The 16,785-nt window shown below is 54.9% G+C and carries 15 protein-coding genes; 9 read left to right on the top strand and 6 right to left on the bottom strand.

The genetic code is table 11. From position 1 onward, the window contains the following. Nucleotides 1-46 precede the first annotated feature (46 nt). Entirely contained in the window at nt 47-2,368 is a 2,322-nt protein-coding gene (locus KIS77_19955) for an OmpA family protein (GenBank protein ID MCW5924603.1), read from the top strand. Between the two features lie 208 nt (nt 2,369-2,576). After that, on the top strand, nt 2,577-2,924 hold the full coding sequence (locus KIS77_19950; protein ID MCW5924602.1) for a 4Fe-4S dicluster domain-containing protein: 348 nt from the start codon (nt 2,577-2,579) through the stop codon (nt 2,922-2,924). A 54-nt stretch (nt 2,925-2,978) separates the two neighbouring features. Here the strand turns inward: KIS77_19950 and KIS77_19945 are convergent, their stop codons facing one another. Beyond that, on the bottom strand, nt 2,979-3,923 hold the full coding sequence (locus tag KIS77_19945) for an aldo/keto reductase (protein ID MCW5924601.1): 945 nt from the start codon (nt 3,921-3,923) through the stop codon (nt 2,979-2,981). Nucleotides 3,924-4,074: 151 nt separating this feature from the next. Here KIS77_19945 and KIS77_19940 point away from each other — a divergent pair, with 151 nt between their 5' ends. The 3 genes from KIS77_19940 to KIS77_19930 all read left to right on the top strand — a co-directional run bounded on the left by KIS77_19940 (nt 4,075) and on the right by KIS77_19930 (nt 7,403). Next, nucleotides 4,075-4,488, top strand: coding sequence for a BrxA/BrxB family bacilliredoxin (locus tag KIS77_19940; protein MCW5924600.1), 414 nt, complete (start codon nt 4,075-4,077; stop codon nt 4,486-4,488). A 193-nt stretch (nt 4,489-4,681) separates the two neighbouring features. Beyond that, on the top strand, nt 4,682-6,112 hold the full coding sequence (locus KIS77_19935; GenBank protein ID MCW5924599.1) for a DASS family sodium-coupled anion symporter: 1,431 nt from the start codon (nt 4,682-4,684) through the stop codon (nt 6,110-6,112). 55 nt (nt 6,113-6,167) lie between these two features. Then, on the top strand, nt 6,168-7,403 hold the full coding sequence (locus tag KIS77_19930) for an aspartyl protease family protein (GenBank protein ID MCW5924598.1): 1,236 nt from the start codon (nt 6,168-6,170) through the stop codon (nt 7,401-7,403). 27 nt (nt 7,404-7,430) lie between these two features. Here KIS77_19930 and KIS77_19925 read toward each other — a convergent pair whose 3' ends face one another. Then, nucleotides 7,431-7,913, bottom strand: coding sequence for a hypothetical protein (locus tag KIS77_19925; GenBank protein ID MCW5924597.1), 483 nt, complete (start codon nt 7,911-7,913; stop codon nt 7,431-7,433). A 181-nt stretch (nt 7,914-8,094) separates the two neighbouring features. On the opposite strand from KIS77_19925, the gene KIS77_19920 reads away from it, so the two are divergent. Further along, nucleotides 8,095-8,901: a GMP synthase gene (locus tag KIS77_19920; protein ID MCW5924596.1), complete on the top strand. Its 807-nt coding sequence runs from the start codon at nt 8,095-8,097 to the stop codon at nt 8,899-8,901. Here the strand turns inward: KIS77_19920 and KIS77_19915 are convergent, their stop codons facing one another. The 4 genes from KIS77_19915 to KIS77_19900 all read right to left on the bottom strand — a co-directional run bounded on the left by KIS77_19915 (nt 8,902) and on the right by KIS77_19900 (nt 14,776). Then, entirely contained in the window at nt 8,902-11,448 is a 2,547-nt protein-coding gene (locus KIS77_19915) for a PIG-L family deacetylase (protein MCW5924595.1), read from the bottom strand. It abuts the gene before it with no gap. 280 nt (nt 11,449-11,728) lie between these two features. Further along, nucleotides 11,729-12,004, bottom strand: a complete 276-nt coding sequence (locus tag KIS77_19910) for a YtxH domain-containing protein (protein ID MCW5924594.1) — start codon at nt 12,002-12,004, stop codon at nt 11,729-11,731. 197 nt (nt 12,005-12,201) lie between these two features. After that, on the bottom strand, nt 12,202-14,310 hold the full coding sequence (locus tag KIS77_19905) for a dihydrofolate reductase (protein MCW5924593.1): 2,109 nt from the start codon (nt 14,308-14,310) through the stop codon (nt 12,202-12,204). A gap of 37 nt (nt 14,311-14,347) precedes the next feature. Next, on the bottom strand, nt 14,348-14,776 hold the full coding sequence (locus KIS77_19900) for a hypothetical protein (GenBank protein MCW5924592.1): 429 nt from the start codon (nt 14,774-14,776) through the stop codon (nt 14,348-14,350). Between the two features lie 838 nt (nt 14,777-15,614). Here KIS77_19900 and KIS77_19895 point away from each other — a divergent pair. From KIS77_19895 to KIS77_19885, 3 genes are all read left to right on the top strand, one after another. Continuing rightward, a complete protein-coding gene (locus tag KIS77_19895) occupies nt 15,615-15,815 on the top strand; it encodes a hypothetical protein (GenBank protein MCW5924591.1) in 201 nt (66 codons plus the stop codon). A 126-nt stretch (nt 15,816-15,941) separates the two neighbouring features. Beyond that, nucleotides 15,942-16,583 carry a hypothetical protein gene (locus tag KIS77_19890; GenBank protein MCW5924590.1) on the top strand — a complete coding sequence of 214 codons (642 nt, stop codon included), beginning with the start codon at nt 15,942-15,944 and terminating at the stop codon, nt 16,581-16,583. Next, nucleotides 16,580-16,765, top strand: a complete 186-nt coding sequence (locus KIS77_19885; protein ID MCW5924589.1) for a hypothetical protein — start codon at nt 16,580-16,582, stop codon at nt 16,763-16,765. The genes KIS77_19890 and KIS77_19885 overlap by 4 nt, the downstream gene beginning before the upstream one ends. The last annotated feature ends 20 nt before the right edge of the window (nt 16,766-16,785 follow it).

Genomic DNA, 16,785 nt, shown 5'->3' with positions numbered 1-16,785 from the left:
TGAAATTTTGTAATCTCTTTCTTTTTTACCGAAAATCATGGGAATCATGAAAACCCGTTACCGTACATCTTTACTCACGGCCTTTTGGCTGCCTGCCTGCCTTTTGTTCGCTCAATCCGATGTGGTGCCAGCCACCGTGCAGGTCAAAAACGAATATGCCGTCAATTCTGCGGAGTTGGAATTCAGCCCTACTTTCTATGAAGACGGCATCGTTTTCATCTCCACCAACAATGCCGGCTTGAAAAAACTGACCGACAAAAACAAGCAGCATTACACATCCATCTTGCGTTCTCAGCGCAATGCCGATGGGGAATTGAGCGCTGCCGAACCTTTTGCCAAAGAAATCTCGACCCAATACAACGAAGGGCCTGTCTGTTTCGACCGCACCGCAGAGACTGTCTATTTTTCGCGCAATATCATCGTCAACGGCAAAGAAAAACTCAGCAAAGACGGAAGCCTGATGATGCGGATTTATTATTCCACGCTGGAAGGCTTCACATGGAGCGAGCCGAAGCCGATTTTCCCGGTCAACGACGAATCCTACGCGGATTGCCACCCCGCCATCAGCATTGACGGAGACAAATTGTTCTTTGCGTCCAATCGGCCCGGCAGCCGTGGCGGCATGGACATCTATGTGTCATATCGCGTCGGCGAATCGTGGAGCGAACCAGTCAACCTTGGCCCAAGCGTCAACACCTCCAAAGACGAAGCCTTCCCCTTCATCCATGCCGACAACACCTTGTACTATGCTTCCAAAGGATTGCCCGGCGGCAAAGGCGGCTTCGACCTCTATTATGTCATCCCGGAAAACGAGACAAAATGGACCAAGCCAGTCAACATGGGAGCGCCTTTCAACACTTCGGGCGACGACTTTGGACTGATAGTTGACCTGAACAAAATCAACGGCTATTTCTCTTCCAACGGGAACGGAGGCGCTGGCGCCGACGATATTTTCAGCTTCCATGTGGAAAATGGCAACCTCGATGACTTCCTGCTTCAAAACGAACGAGTGCCCGACCGCAAACTCGACCTGCGCGTGGTGGTGACCGACAAAGCCAGCAACTCTCCCATAGGAGAAGCAGCGGTGCAAATCCTCGACTATGGCAAAAACAACGTGATTGGACGCGACGAACAAGGCAACCTCATCACCATCCAAACCATTGACGGCAAGGAAATAATGAAATCCCTGCCACCCGACAAAGGCATCAATGGCCAGACGGATGCCAGAGGCCGTTTCCTCACGGAGCTCAAACCCGGAAACTATGCCATCAGTGTCACGAAACAGGGCTATCAGACCAAGCAAATTCGTGTCCCGATTTCAAAAACGGGCAATGAGGTGGCTATCCAGCTCGAAAAGGCACTCAAAACCAATCGCGTGCAATGGAACCCCTCGGTGTTCAACTATGTGACCAATGCGCCTTTGGCAGGCGCCGTGTTGGTGCTGACCAACAAAACCACCAAACAGCAAGACACCCTCGTGACCGACGTGAATGGCATGGTGGACCACTTCCTCGACCCAAACACGCAGTATAAGCTCGATATGTTCCAAGCCGGGCGGCTCATCGGCAGCACCGACATAGATACGCAAGGATGGCTGCCCAACCAACTGACCATGCAGAACATATCGGTCGCTCCCCTGCTGCCGGGTTCCATCATCGAACTGCCCAACATCTATTACAACTTCAACGACGCTACCCTGCGTCCCGATGGTCGGCAAGACCTTGACTTGCTCGTGACGCTGATGAAACAGCACCCCACCATCAAAGTCGAGCTTGCCAGCCACACCGATTGTCGAGGCAACAACAAATACAACCAAGACCTCAGCCAGCGTCGCGCAGAGGGTGTGGTGGACTACCTCGTGTCGCAAGGCATCCCACGCTCGCGCCTGCGCCCAGTTGGCTACGGCGAAAGCGAGCCGCGCAACCGCTGTCGCGACGGCGTGCAATGTACCGAACAAGAACACGCTCGCAACCGCCGCACCGAAGTGCGCATCCTGACAGGTGTGCAAGGCGCGGCTATGGTGTATGTGGACGGTCAAATCGCTACTGCGCCCGCCACCGCTTCCTCAGGGCAGCCGCAGCCTCCCGTCAACATCCCGCCCGGCACCAGCGGCAAAGTGACGGTGAGCAATGCCGAGCGCGACACTTACCACGTCGTGGCAGGCTCGTTCCTCATGGAAGAGCGTGCGCAAAATCAGCTGCTCAACATCCACAAAGCAGGGTTCAGCGCCGCTCAAATCGTGCGCTTTCCCAACTCCACCTATTTTTCCGTCAGCGTGGGCAAATTCAAATCGCGCCGTGAGGCTGACATCCTCAAAAAGCGGTTGGAAGACAATGGCATTGATGCCTTTGTGCGTGCCGTGCAATGACAAGTGGTGGAGAAACGCGCTTGCTCGCCGGTCTTCTCTATGCCCCGCGCCGTCATACACTCTCTGCATGATTGAAATCGCAATCTATTTCAAATCAGGGCATCAATCAAGGGCATCTGAAAAATCTTGACGAATGATGGTTTACCTTTGCCCCAACTTTCGGAAACGCCGCTTGTTTCCTTACAAAAATCAATAGGAGGAGTACATCATGGCAATAATGATTACCGATGAGTGCATCAACTGCGGAGCCTGCGAACCGGAATGCCCCAACAACGCCATATATGAAGGTGGGGTGGAGTGGGCCATTTCCGATGGCAACACAGTGAAAGGAGAGTATGTGTTGGAGAACGGCATCAAAGTGGATGCGAGCCAGAAAAACAGCCCAGTGTCAAACGACTACTACTACATCGTGCCGGACAAGTGTACGGAATGTGTCGGATTTCACGAAGAGCCGCAATGCGCTGCCGTATGTCCTGTGGATTGTTGTGTGCCAGACCCAGATAGGGTGGAGTCAGAAGAAGTGTTGCTTGAGCGAAAAGCGCGGCTCCATTTGTAGCGAAGAAAAAATTTTCATGGTTCTAATGATTGCCTGCTGGCCCATATATTGGGTTTAGCGGGCAATTTTGTTTAAAGCCTGAAAAATATCCCCGTAGTCGAAGGTTTCCAAATTGCGCCAAAAATCCAGCGTCTCGCGCAATTGGCTGCTCGACGACACCCCGAGCAGCACTCCGCTCAATTCGGGGTGCAATCCCGCGTAAATAAGACCGATGTGGTTCATCGTCTTCACCGGAGGGCGCACAAAGGCGGTGCTCCAGTCTGGCAGCAATGCACGCACTTTTTCCAACGTAGCCCCCACTTGTTCTGGCTGACCGCCGCGAGCAAGAAAAACGCTATCGGGCGCATAGTGCTGGTCGAGTTTTACGCCGCCCCCATTAATGCCGTAGGCGAAAAGAGTGGTTGAGTTTTTTGAGGGGTTGTCTGGCCGGACAGAGAGTAGAGGAGAGTAGCGAAGGAGGTCCGAGCGGAAAATGTTGTGTTTTAGCTGAATGTCGAAAGAGAGATGGAGCGATGCGTTGGCTTCAAGGTAGGCCTCGGGATGCTTGATGCCCGACAATCCGGGGCGGATGTGCGCATCTTTTTGCAGGGTGGCCAGGCTCTCCAAAGAGGCGTGAATCGCCGACACGTCATCGCGGTTGTCCCAATGAAACATGAGGCAATGCAAATTGGCCTCGAAGAGACGATGATATTCCTCGCCCATCATCAGGATGAAAGACGGCGACAGGTTCACTTCGGGGGAGCGCATATTGTCGAGGCTGCCGATTTTCATGGTGATGCGCAAATCGCGCAACCCATGCGCCCGCACATATTCAAGCAAAATTTTCTCTGCACCTCTAAAATCGGCGGGATTTCGATTGATGGGATAATTGGTGGCGCAGTCCACCTCGCGGCGTCCCGTGGCGAGCCAAGCGTCGAGCAGGCGAAAAGCTTCCTCGCGGGCGACGTTCCAGCCCCATTGGGCCGAGCCGAGCATGAGTGATTTTTGTGCAATGTTCACTTTGTGATAGTTGTTTGCGGATATTGCTCCAAACTTGCTGCCGCGAAGTTAGTGGCTGAACAAAGTAGCGACACTACTGTTTTTGCGAAGCAATTTATCTTTGCCTCTTCAAACATTCGCCAACCACAAATCCACAAATCAACGCAACATCATGTATCCGATACAACTCACAACCCCCATGGCGCAAGACCTCACCAATTTTGGGTTTGAAGCCTTGCAAACGCCTGAAGCAGTGGAACAAATTTTTGAAAATCAGAAAGGAACGGCACTCTTGGTGGTCAATAGCGTGTGCGGTTGCGCGGCTGCTATGGCGCGTCCCGGAGCCAAACGCTCGCTCGAAAACACCAAGCGCCCGGAAAAGCTCTACACCGTTTTTGCTGGCGTGGACACGGAAGCGACGGCCAAAGCACGGGAGTACCTGTTGCCATACCCGCCATCGTCGCCCAGCATCGCGCTTTTCAAAGACGGCAAACTCGTGCACTTCTTGGAGCGTCGCCACATAGAAGGCCGCCCGGCAGAAAGCATTGCCGAAAACCTGAAAATGGCTTACGAGCAGTTCTGCTGAATACGCCGAGCGGTTGGCTTTCATGCCGCGTGCCGTCAGGTTCCCCCCATGATTGATGTAACTCATTCAAATTCAGGGCATCAATTATGGTGAACCAAAAAATCTCGGCGAATCAAGGCATAAAAGCCAACCGCTCCAAAAATATATTCCTTTTGGTGCGCAAGTTTTGCGGTTCGTTTTGTCCTTTTGCGATATGAACCAACGCACCCTCGCCTTGCTCGCTGGCCCGCTTCTCTTTCTGCTCATCGCCGCATTGCCTGCGCCCGCAGGTATGCCCGAGGCCGCCAAGCTGACTACCGCTATCACGCTTTGGATTGCCGTCTGGTGGATTACGGAACCAGTGGATTTGGCAGTCACTTCTTTGCTTCCCTTGGTCTTGTTTCCCCTCACTGGCGTGGCGCGGCTCAAAGACGTGTCGGGCGAATATGGCAACGAAATTATCTTTCTATTCATCGCAGGATTTTTCTTTGGCAAGACCATCGAACGCTGGCATCTGCACCGCCGCATCGCGCTTCGGCTGGTGATGTGGTTGGGTAGCAAACCATCGCGGGTGGTGCTGGGTTTCATGGTGGCATCTGCTTTTATTTCGATGTGGGTATCGAACACGGCCACCGCGGTGATGATGACACCTGTGGCGATTGCGGTGGCGGTGCAATCGGGCGGGATAGACAAGGATGCGCGCCATTTTCAAAAGGCTTTGTTGCTCGGGGTGGGGTATGCCTGCTCCATCGGAGGGTTGGCGACACTCATCGGCACACCCACCAACGCCATTTTTGTCTCTTATGTGAAGCAGAAAATGGATATAGCCGTGTCGTTCTGGCAATGGTTTTTGTTTGGTTTGCCTTTCACGACGGTGTTGCTCGTGGCTTGTTGGGGCCTGTTGCTATGGCTCTTCCCGCTGGGCAAGACGATGGATACCTCGCACGATAGCCGCGACGCTATTCGTGAGGACTTGGCCATGCTAGGTCGTGTCACCATGCCGGAGCGTCGCTTGATGTGGTTGTTCGGGGTGGTCATCTTGGCGTGGATAACAGGCTCGCTGGTTTGGTACAAATGGGTGCCCAATTGCAACGACGTGGTGGTAGCGGTGGCTGGCGGCATCTTGCTTTTTTTGGTGCCTTCCGGCGACGGGAGCAAGCCGCTTCTGGATTGGGACACCGCCTTGCGAATACCTTGGGGCATTATTCTGTTGTTTGGTGGCGGACTGGCTTTGGCCAAAGGCTTCGACCAGAGCGGCCTTGCGGCGTGGCTGGGCGAACGCATGACGGGGCTGAGCACCCTTTCGCACCTGCTCATCTTGCTGACCGTGCTGACGGTGGTGGTGCTGTTGAGCGAAGTGGCGAGCAATATCGCCACGGCGAGCATGATGATGCCTGTGTTGGCAGCGTTGGCGGTGAGCATCGGTATGCACCCGTTTGGGTTGCTGCTCAGCGCGACGTTGGCCGCGTCGTTCGGGTTTGGCTTGCCAGTGGCGACGGCACCCAACACGATTGTGTATAGCTCGGGCTATCTGACCACACGCGACATGGCAAAGGCGGGTTTTATACTTGATGCGGTGGCGATTGTGTTGTTGTTGATATTTCTTTACGCGGTGTTGCCGTTTGTTTGGGGCATATCGCTTTGATGGCTGCTGTTTGCACACATAGACCCACTCCCTTACACAGACCAAATTTATCAAAATGTCCAAAGCCGTACTGCTCTTGTTGCTTTTAATTGGCTGGCCGAAATTTCGCACGGCGGCACAGGCTGGGTTTTACATACCCGAGGGGCAGCGACAGGTGGACATACCGTTTGAATACACCAACAATTTCATCATCGTCACGGTGCTTTTCAATGGCTTGTTGCCCTTGAGGTTCATCCTCGACACGGGCGCGGAACACACCATTTTGAGCAAGCGCGAAATCAGCGATATGCTCAAAGTGACGTATGAGCGGGAGTTTCGGGTCACGGGTTCTGATTTGAAGACCGAATTGGTGGCGTATCTGGCGCGGCGTGTTCGTTTTGAAATCGTCGGGAAAGCACTCGCGCCGCGAGAAGACATTTTGGTGCTACAGGAGGATTATTTTCGGTTCGAGGAATACGCGGGCATCAACGTGCACGGCATTATGTCTGCCAATGTGTTTTCAAAATACATCATCAAAATCAACTACGACCGCCACATCATCACACTCTACGACCGCGAGTTTTTCCAAATGAAAGACGAAGGCTATGTGGCGGTGCCTGTCGAAATCTATCGCAACAAGTTGTATCTCAACACCCGCCTCAACATAGTGCCGGATTCCACAGTGCCAGTAAAACTCTTGCTCGACACGGGCGCAGGCTTGCCGTTGCTGCTTTTCAGCGACACGCACCCCATGCTACACCCGCCCGCCAACACTATTTCCTCAAACATCGGCATGGGTTTGGGCGGTTATTTGGAAGGGTTCACGGGACGTATCCGCCAAATCGAGATGGGCACATTCACGCAGCAAAACGTCATCACTTATTTTCAGACACTCGACTCCGCTGCCTACGTCTCCGACCATCTCAACAAACGAAATGGGCTGCTCGGGAACACGCTTCTAAGCCGCTTCATCATCGTGTTGGACTACCACAAGGCGCTCGTATGGCTCAAGCCCGCCCGCTACTTCAAAGCCGAGTATGGCTACGACCGGAGCGGCCTCAACCTCATCGCAACAGGGGCCAATTTTGACCGATACATGGTGCAGAGCGTGGTGCCCAACTCGCCAGCGTCGGAGGCTGATATTCGAAAGGGCGACGAAATACTGCGAGTGGGTGTGTTCCCCCTTGCATTGTCTTCTTTGGCGGATTTGCAACACAAACTCCAAAAAAAAGCGGGGAAAACGCTCAGAATAGTGGTACGCCGCGATGGAAAGATACTCAAGAAAAAAATCGTGTTGCGCGATTTGATTTGAGCATGGCGCGAGCGGACGTGCCGTGAATCAACCCTCGCCAAGCACATCCACCAACGTCTTGATGGCCACAAAAATAGGCTCGCGACCCTCCTTCGTGACCAGCGCGTTCGGGTCGTCCTCTTCTTCCATCACGGCATCCTCGGCAAAGGCGAGCAGGTCTTCTTGTGGGGTGTTTTCAAAAAACGGGTTGAGACGCTCGCGGAACTTCTTGGCCGTGGAGCCTTCCAGTATCTCGTAGTTTTTCTCCTCGGCCAGCCCGATTTGTTCTTCCGAGATGGGTTCCGTCGGGCCGTTCACTTTTTCGAAGGAAAGCCAAGCAATCAGCGCGAGGTATTGCAGGTATCCTTTTTCGTCCTCGTTCAGCAAATCAAAGTTGTCGCTAAACAACCACGCGACCAGCATCGGTTGCGCCTCGGCGAAGGCTTCCATGCGCTGCTCGTACTGCTCGTCGGGAAGATTCTCCAATTCCTCAATGACCGAGTCTATGATTTTTTCCGAAACAAATTTCATGCGTTCAAGTCTTTGAAAATGAAAAGGTTCGTGGGGTGAAAAGGGCTGCAAACCTACGTTGTTGGCAGGGCTTTGCAAAATAAAAACAAGACGACGCGCTCCAACTTTGGCGCTGGCTCACGACCTTCGCTATCCGTTATCCCGCCGATTGTTCATCGTTCATTTTTACTTTTTGCAACAAATGCTCCTCCGTGCAGCCCTTTTAGACATGTACAACGGCGAGTCGAATCGCGGGATTCCGATGCTCCAAAACATCATGCACCGCTACGCCGACGTGCTTGAGTTCGACCGATTCGACGTGCGTGCCAAGTGCGAAATCCCCGACCTTTCCTACGAAATCTATGTGTTCTCCGGAGGCCCCGGTGACCCGCTCGAATCGGGAGGGCAATGGCAAGAGCCATTCTTCAACCTCATCGGACAGCTCTGGCAGTGGAACTTGCGCAACGAAACCAAGAAACACGTCTTCTTCATCTGCCACTCCTTCCAGATGGCTTGCCATCATTTTCAGGTGGGCGACGTGACGCAACGCTACAAGATGTCGTTTGGCACCTACCCGGTGCACAAAACACACGGAGGCAAGGACGAGCCGCTGTTCGAGCAGTTGACCGACCCGTTCTACATCGCCGATTTTCGCCGCTATCAGGTGGTGAACCCCAATCACGACCGCCTCGCAGCCATGGGCGCGCGTATCCTCTGCATGGAAAAGCTCCGCCCCCACATCCACCACGAGCGGGCGGTGATGGGCATTCGATTCAGCCCTGAAATGGTCGGCACGCAATTCCACCCGGAAGCCGACCCGGAAGGCTTGCTCGAATACTTCATGGAAGAGGAGCGCCGCCAGTCCATCGTGGAGGAACACGGCGAATCGCGCTACCACCGCATGATACGCGATTTGGCCAATCCGATGAAAATCCGACGCACCTTCGATGCCGTGATTCCGGGCTTTTTGGAAAACGCCATTGAGCAGCTGTCGCTGGAATTGGTTTGACTATTTGCCCAGCGAAATCAAATTGGCAAACAGCCGATAAGCGCCCGGCACCCCTGCGGGCAACTCGCGGAAAAACGACAAGCCAGTATAGACAAAATAACCCTTGCCGTGCCGAGCCACCAACAAGGCACCATCGGCAGGTTTCTCCTCAGGGTCGTTCATGGATAGGGGCGCTTCGAAGGCCGCGTCCCATTCGCCGGGAAAATAGAGGCCGCGCTCTTGCACCCAGCCATCAAAATCTCTGGATGTCAATTTGTTGGGCGTGTTCAGCACCGGGTGTTGGGGCAGTAGGAACCGCACCTCAGCTGCCTCGTCGGTGACGCGGGCGCGCGATAATTTCAGCGGGTATGGTGCCACGTCGGGGCGCACAAGGGCATGGCTCGTGTTGTATTGCAACAGCAGGGTGCCGCCATTCTTCACATATTCGAGCAGTTGCGCGTGTTGGAAACTCAAATTGTCCTTAGTGTTGTAAGCTCGCACCCCGACCACGATGGCATCAAACTTTGCAAGAGCCGCCGTCTCCATGTCCTTGTCCTCCAAAATCGTGACTCGGCAGCCCATTTGGCGCAGCGCCGCGGGAACATCGTCGCCCGCGCCCATGTAGTAGCCGATGTTGCGAGCCTTCACCTGCAAATCGAGGCGGGCGGCGCTGACGGCGGAGGGCAACAGCACGCTTTGCTGTGGGATGTGGTCGTATTTGATGGTGACGAGGCGGTCGGAATAGCGCGTTGAGCCGATGCTCACGACGGCGTTGAGCAGGGTTTGGGCGGTGTTGCCATTGGTCTGCACGTCGAAGCTGAAGATTTTTTCCTCGCCTTTTCTGGTAAAACTGAACGCTTGGTCTTGACCAATGATTTTCCAGTTTTTATCGGGAACCATCACCGATACCGTGCCAGCTACGGAGTCGCGCCCGGCTTTCACCCGCACGGCGACTTTGTTGTTGTTTTGGGAAAAAATGTAGGATGGTTCGGTGAACTCCACGAACACGGGTGGTAACACCTCGAAGGGCCGCCAAACCTCTCCGATGGCTGGCTCGTTGGTTTTCCAAGCCACGTCGGTCTCGTATTCGAGCGGCACGCCCGCGATGCTGAGCGACCAGCGCACCGTGGCGAAACGCGGCGTCTCGGGTATGCCGCGCAGAAGTTGGTCCTCCACGCTGTACATTCCCTCGGTGGAGGCGGTGCGCAGCCAATAGGGCGCTGTGAACGGCGCATCGTGCGGAATGGTCACTTTGCGTTCCACGACGAATCCTTTGTTCAAATCCATGTTTTTGGCGCAAACGGTGTCAAAAAGGCCGGGGGCGATAGCGATGCTGTGGAGCGTGACACCGCTTTCGTTTTCGGGGTTGTGTCCGTTGGTGCCGTTGGCCATGCCACTTGTTTTCGCAGGGGCGCGGGTGATGGCCTCCAAACGGATTTTGACCGTTTCGCCCGGGGTTGTGATGGGTTCGGCTGCTGTGGCTTCCAGATAAAGGCCGAGGCACCCGCGAATGACCTCCTTGATTTCTTCCAATTTTTTTGTTTTCCAAAAACCATCGGGCAACGCCCGCATCATCTGCATGGCTTGCAAGAGGTCGGGCACGGAGGCAGCGGGTTGGTCGGCGCGGAAGTTTTGGTCAATTTTGTAGAGCAGCCTGCCTATCGGCTCGCCGCCTGCCACGCGCCCCCAAGTGGTGTTGATGCCCTCGAACAGGTCGTTGGAGCTGGGTCGGTCGCCTTTCACGAAGTCGAGATATTCCATGGAGGAGCCTCGGTTGCTCAGCATGCCGAAGCCTTGGCAGCGGTGCATGGAGCGGCTTTCGGCGGCGATTTCGCCGTTGCTCTTGCCTTTGAGCGGCAGATACACGCCCATATCAAGGGCATAGAGGTGGCTCTTGTCCATTTTCTCAAAGGCTTCCTGGCCTCCGAAGAAGAACCACGAGGTGTTGAAAAATTGGCGGCGTGGCTGCCAGAGTTTGGTGTAGGTCAGTTGTTCGGGATATGCGTCGGCGTTGCCAGCGAGGTCGAAGGCTTCCACGGAGAGCATGGCGGAGGCCGTGTGGTGGCCGTGCGTGTCGTATTTTTTATCGTGGTAAAAGCGGTTGATGACCACATCGGGTTGGGTTTGCCGGAAGGCCCACACCGCATCGGCGAGCACGGCTTCTTTGTCCCAGATGCGCATGGTTTCTTCGGGGTTTTTGGAAAAACCAAAGTCGTTGGCGCGGGTGAAGAGTTGCCGACCGCCGTCTATGGAACGGGCCATGAGCAATTCTTGGGTGCGTAACACGCCGAGCAGCTCGCGGATTTCAGGCCCGATGAGGTTTTGGCCGCCGTCGCCGCGAGTCATGGAGAGGTAGGTGACGTCGTACAGTTTTTCGTTGCGCAGAAAGCTAATCATCCGGGTGTTTTCGTCGTCGGGGTGGGCGGCGACGTAGAGCACCGAGCCAAGCACGTTGAGTTTTTTGATGGCGTGGTGCAGGTCGGCAGCGTTGGGTTTGGCGGGTTTTTGGGCAAGTAGCGCAAGGGGGAAAACGCTGAGGGCGAGCAGGTAAGCGTATTTGTGTTTCATGCCAGAGTGAAAATGTTTGAGGGGCAAAAATAGGCACAAAAAACAAGCAGGGGCGGGATGTGTTTGCTGGCCGAACGCAGATTGTCGCGACACAGCCGAGTTAGTGGGGGTATTCGCCTGGCAAGTATCGGTTGTTTTGGGTATGTTGAGGATTCGCGGGCGTATTGGTTTTGGGAACAATTTTTAAAAGGGATGCGGCATGGCAGGCCCCATGCCGCCCAAAAGAAATGCCCCGGAAGAAACTCCCGGAGCACCCCACAAGCATTTTGTTCAGCGCAGCTTATGCTTTGTCGAGCACCTCATCAGCCATTGAGTTGGCTTTGGCTTTGGTGCGTTTTACGGCGTTGGTTGCCTCTTTGACGGCGCTCTCAAATTTTTCGCTCGCTTCTTCCAAGATGTCATCGAACTTGTCCTTCAGGGTGTCCACATAGTTTTCGCCTTTTTTAACAATTTTTCTGCGGGTTCTTTCCCCCTTGTCGGGAGCGAGCAGGATGCCTAAGAGTGTGCCTACGGCTACGCCGCCCAGAAAGCCTAACAATACATTGCCTCGTTTCATAACGAAAGTGATTTAGAGGTTAACGAACATTTTGTGGAAATTCAACGGCATGGCTCTCGAAATGTTCTCTTTGAGGCGATGATATTGGTCAGTTTTTTGACTGATGCCAAGTATTGTCGCGCTATTTTTCGCAGAATGCCCGGCTAGCACTTTGACATTGGCTGGTCGGGCATTCTCACGAAGGCATCTCTTTTGCTTCAATTGTTCACCGGCAAAAACGAGTACTCTTTCCCGTAGCGCAACATCTGCTTCACGAAGTCGAGTTCGCGCTCCACCTTCACGTCGGTGATGTGGCCGCTTGCGTCGCGCACCGCCACCAACCGCGGCTGCACGAAGCCCGAATAGGCCTTGGTGGGCAAGTTGGCGTAGCGCATTTTCACCTGCCGGCCAGTGGCTGCGTCGGTTTTCACGCCATAGGTTTCCACCAAGTCATGGGCGGCTTGGTAGTCGCCTTCCGATTTGATGCGCTGGATTTCGGCGAGCAATTGGCCGAACAGCACGCGCAGTTTGGCGTAGTCGCGGATGTCGTAGTAGGTTTTGCCGTTGCGCTCCACTTTGGCGATGACGTTGTCTTTTTTGCCTTTTTCATAAGCCCAAGCGGCCACGAGTTGGCGGTTGCGCATGTGGTCTTCCTCGATGTCGGCACCTGAGGGGATGCGGCGCAGTTGCATGAGCAAGCCATTTCGGATGTATTGGTCGTACTCGGCTTTGTAGGCGTTGGCATCGGGGAGGAGGCCCCATTCCACGAGTTTGGGGTCGGGCATGAAGTATAGGGCCACCAAGTCGGCGCGGCCTTCTTCGAGGGTGCTGGCGTATTGCTTGAGGGTGACGTTGGGTTCTGGCATGCCGGGCTTGAGCTGGCCGCTTGCGTGTCCGATGACCTCGTGGAGCGCCGTGTGCATTTTGCTGCACGCTTCTCCATATTTTTTGGCGATTTCCACCTCCTCTGCATCGTGGGCGAATTCCTGCAAGGCCAATGCGCCACCTGCTTTGGCGTAGGCGTTTTCGATGTTGTTGAGACTGATGGATTTGGAGCCGTATTGCTCACGCACCCAGTTGGAGTTGGGCAAATTGATACCGATGGGTGTGCTGGGGGCGCAGTCGCCGCCTTCCATGGCGACGTTGATGACGCGGTAGGAGACCCCTTTCACGTTTTTCTTTTTGTATGCTTCGGGGATGGTGGAGTTGTCCTCAAAATACTGCGCGTTTTGGCTCACGGTTGCCATTTTGGCGGTGGCATCGGGGTCGTTGTATTGCACCACCGCTTCCCAGTCGCCCTTGTAGCCGAGCGGGTCGTGATAGACTTCGATGAAGCCATTGATGAAGTCAATGGTGCTTTCGGTGTCCTGCACCCAAGCGATATTGTACTCGTCAAACTTTCTGAGGTCGCCGGTCTTGTAGTACTCCACGAGCAAGCGAATGGCTTTTTTCTGCTGCTCGTTTTCGGCGAAAGGAATCGCCTTTTCGAGATACCCGACGATTTTGTCAATGGCCGCGCCGTACATATTGCCTGCGCCGGCTTTCCATACTTGCTCGCTGAGTGTGCGTTTCCCATCGGAGACCAATTTGGAGTTGAGGCCGAATTGTGGCGGATTGGCCCCTGCTTCACTGAGTTTTTTCTGATAAAACTCGTCCACCTGCTCGGCACTCACGTTTTCATAAAAATTGACGGCGGACGTTTTCACCACATCCACGCCTTTGTCCTTATTGGTTCGTTTGGCCAACACGTTCGGGTCGAACACGATGGGAGTCAGCCGGGCGATAAGGTTGTTGGCGTTTTCGCCCTGCGCCAAAGGCAGTTTGTTCGGGTCGGAGTTTTGCAGCAAGGCGTAGAAATACTCTTTTGAAAAATCGGGGAGTATCTTGGTCTCGTTGTAGTGATGGTGGATGCCGTTGCTGAACCACACGCGCTTGGCGTAGGTCTCGAATTTTTTCCAATCCGTCGAGCTGCGGTCGCCTTTGTAGGAGTCATAGATGCCCTCAAGCATCTTGCGCACGGTCAAGTTGTGTTTGCAGTGCTGGTCGTAGATGATATCGCGGCCAGCCAGCGCGGCTTCCGACAGGTAATAGATGAAGGTCTTTTGGCGGAGCGAGAGTTTGTCCCATCCGGGCAGTTCGTAGTGAAGGATTTGGAGGTCGGCGAAGGTGTCGAGCACGACCTTTTCGGCGGCGAAAGCCCCTGTGCCGGCTGCTGAGGGAGGTGCGGGTTTGGAAGCCGAGCGGTCGGTCGGCTTTTGGCTGCACGCGAAGGCCAGGAATATGACAGAGGCAAGTGGGAGGATGAATTTGAGTGGTGTGGATTTCATTACAAAGATTTGAAAAACAATTGTTTGGAAAGGAAAATCACTTTTTTGTCAAACCATTCAACTCGTTGAACAGGTCTTTGATTTTTGGGTCAACGGGAATGTTTGCCTCTCCCCAACTGATGCGATGCACACTGTCGCCGTCGAGTATCTCAATGAAGTCATAAACATTGCCGGGGTGCTTAAAATCGCGCTGGGCGAGGCCGAGCGTTTCCACCATTTTGTAAAGCGCCTTTGCCTTGTTGGCCTTTGCCTTGCGGGTCTCAGTCAAAGCGCCGCCCATTTCGCGTTTGAAAATTTGGCCGTTGTCGAGCAGCGTGTAAGTGGTCTCCTTGCCGACGATGCCGCCGCCGCTGCCCCAGCGGAGTTGATTGTCGGGGAAATTGCCGGGGGTGTATTTGGTTTGCTTGCAGGCGAGCCAAAGAAAGGCAGTGGCGAACAGGGTAAGCGCAATGATGGTTGTTTTCATTGAAAATGAACAATTTGAATGGTGAAAATGAACGGTTGTCGGCGACAAAAGTAGTTGATTTTGCGGTTTGTGTGACTGGCTTTGCGATGTTAGGCCCGACGTGACCTTTCACCCCGTATGTTAAATCTCCCCACCCCCTTGCCCACGTCGCCGCCCCTCCCTACATTAGCCCTCGCCAAGACGTTGGCGCGCCTAATCCCCTCCCACCACGTTGCCCGGCACGACGGGCGGCACGCTTTAATCTCACCCTGACCGCTGGGCGTGCGTCCTCGCAAACCGACGTTTTTGCGCGACGCCACCGAGAAGCGGCCTCTTTGCCCGGCAGTTTTTTTAATCCTCACCGATGCCCCGCCCGGCGGGGTGCGCCGCGTGCTCGAGTGCGCGGCGCACCCCACGGCGACTACCGCGACACGACGCGGCGGCGAGGGGCAGGCCAATCATCCCTTGAGCATCATGCAAACCGTTATTCATTCATTTTTCAAAAACCTTTTACCATGCTTGACAAAATTATCTTCCGAAAAAAACGGGGTGGCAAAACATTGAATCGCCCGGCACCCCATCTCAATCCCTTGCCCCTTTCGGCACGCTCATGGAAAACCCCGTCTCAAGAGCCGTGACAGGCGGCGCCAGCCAGTCTCGCCGCTTGTCTTTCCCGGCCGCCCGCTATGCGGGTGGGTGGCTTGACCTGCTGCGCACAGTCTTTTTCCTTGTGTCGCTCCTGTTGGTTGCGAAAGAAGAGGTCAGGGGCAAGGCACGGCGACTTGCGTCGTGCCGCCGAGTTGCAGCAACATAGGGATTTTCGTGGAGCCAATATCCGCCCCTGCCTGCGGGAAAGCGAGTGCAATCGCTTCTTCTTCCGTGTCGGGCTGCTGACCAACAGCCTCCGGTGCCGGGCAACCCAGCCTCGTTCGACTTGTGCTACGATGAGTTGATTGTATCCCTGCGAGTGGCCACCATCCCCTCGGGCGGGCTGTCGTCGGTCAACCGGGTCGAGACGGCCAATTGCCTTCCCATAGCCTATCAAGGCGCCTGGCTTTGACCCCGACAACCAAGTGACCCTTGCCTTGTTCTGCGCCGCCTACGAACAAGGTATCTGCTCTTCCCCGACGATAACCTTTGTCAACAACGGCTTCAACCAATACCGGGCAAGCCTTTTTGTCCTGCTGTGGACGGCGTGCCGGGCGAGGATTTGGAGTTCTTGACCGTGCTTTCCGCCTACGACCATGACTTGGCCAACATCCACTGCCAGAACCTGTCCCTGCAATCGGACGTGTTCGCGGTGCCAAGCCCCAACGACCTCGAATCGGGGCTTTGCGTGTCGTTCGCGGATTTTGACCATGACGACGGGTTGCTGCCAGTGTTGGCAACCAACACCGGGATGGGTGCCGTCAATGTCGGGCACCTCTCGTTTTCCTTCGTGATAGAAACCGACAACATCATGGACCCGCCCAAAATGACAAATTTCGCGCACTCGCCCGCCGAGCAATCCATCGAGCCAATAGCGGGCACGGACAATTGGCGCGGTTATGTCAGGTTTGACGAGAGCTCGGGGATTGTGGTGCCCGGGCAAGACGAGTTGAGGTTGTTCGACATCGAAATCATGGGCCCGTCAACGAATCTCTTGAGGCAGGCGCCAACGTTTGCCTCGCGCAGGCCAGATACGCATCGGCAGCGATTGCAAGACTGCCTGCCTGCCGCTCGATTGCGCCAAGGCCGTGTTCGACGGGGACGAGCCTTGCCCACCGCCAGTTCACGGTCATCGTCCGGGCGGCGCAAGAGAACAGCACCTGTAGCGAATTGGGCGTGAAAGCATCGCTCGCTTGGGCGAACCCGACCAACCCGCTCGACTTCGACCGCATCCGCGTCGCCCTTGAGTTCGACCTGCCCGCCGGCGTCTGCCATTGCCGGCATAAGCGACAACGAGTTCGGGTGCCCGGCCAACCCGCAATGCCTGCCCGACGGGGGCTTCACCGATTGTTTCAAGATTGAGGGCAACAGGGTCACTTTCT

Source organism: Saprospiraceae bacterium, assembly GCA_026129545.1.
Classification (GTDB): Bacteria; Bacteroidota; Bacteroidia; order Chitinophagales; family Saprospiraceae; genus M3007.
Note: the sequence above shows the minus strand (reverse complement) of the source record. Positions and strands in the feature narration are given on the sequence as shown.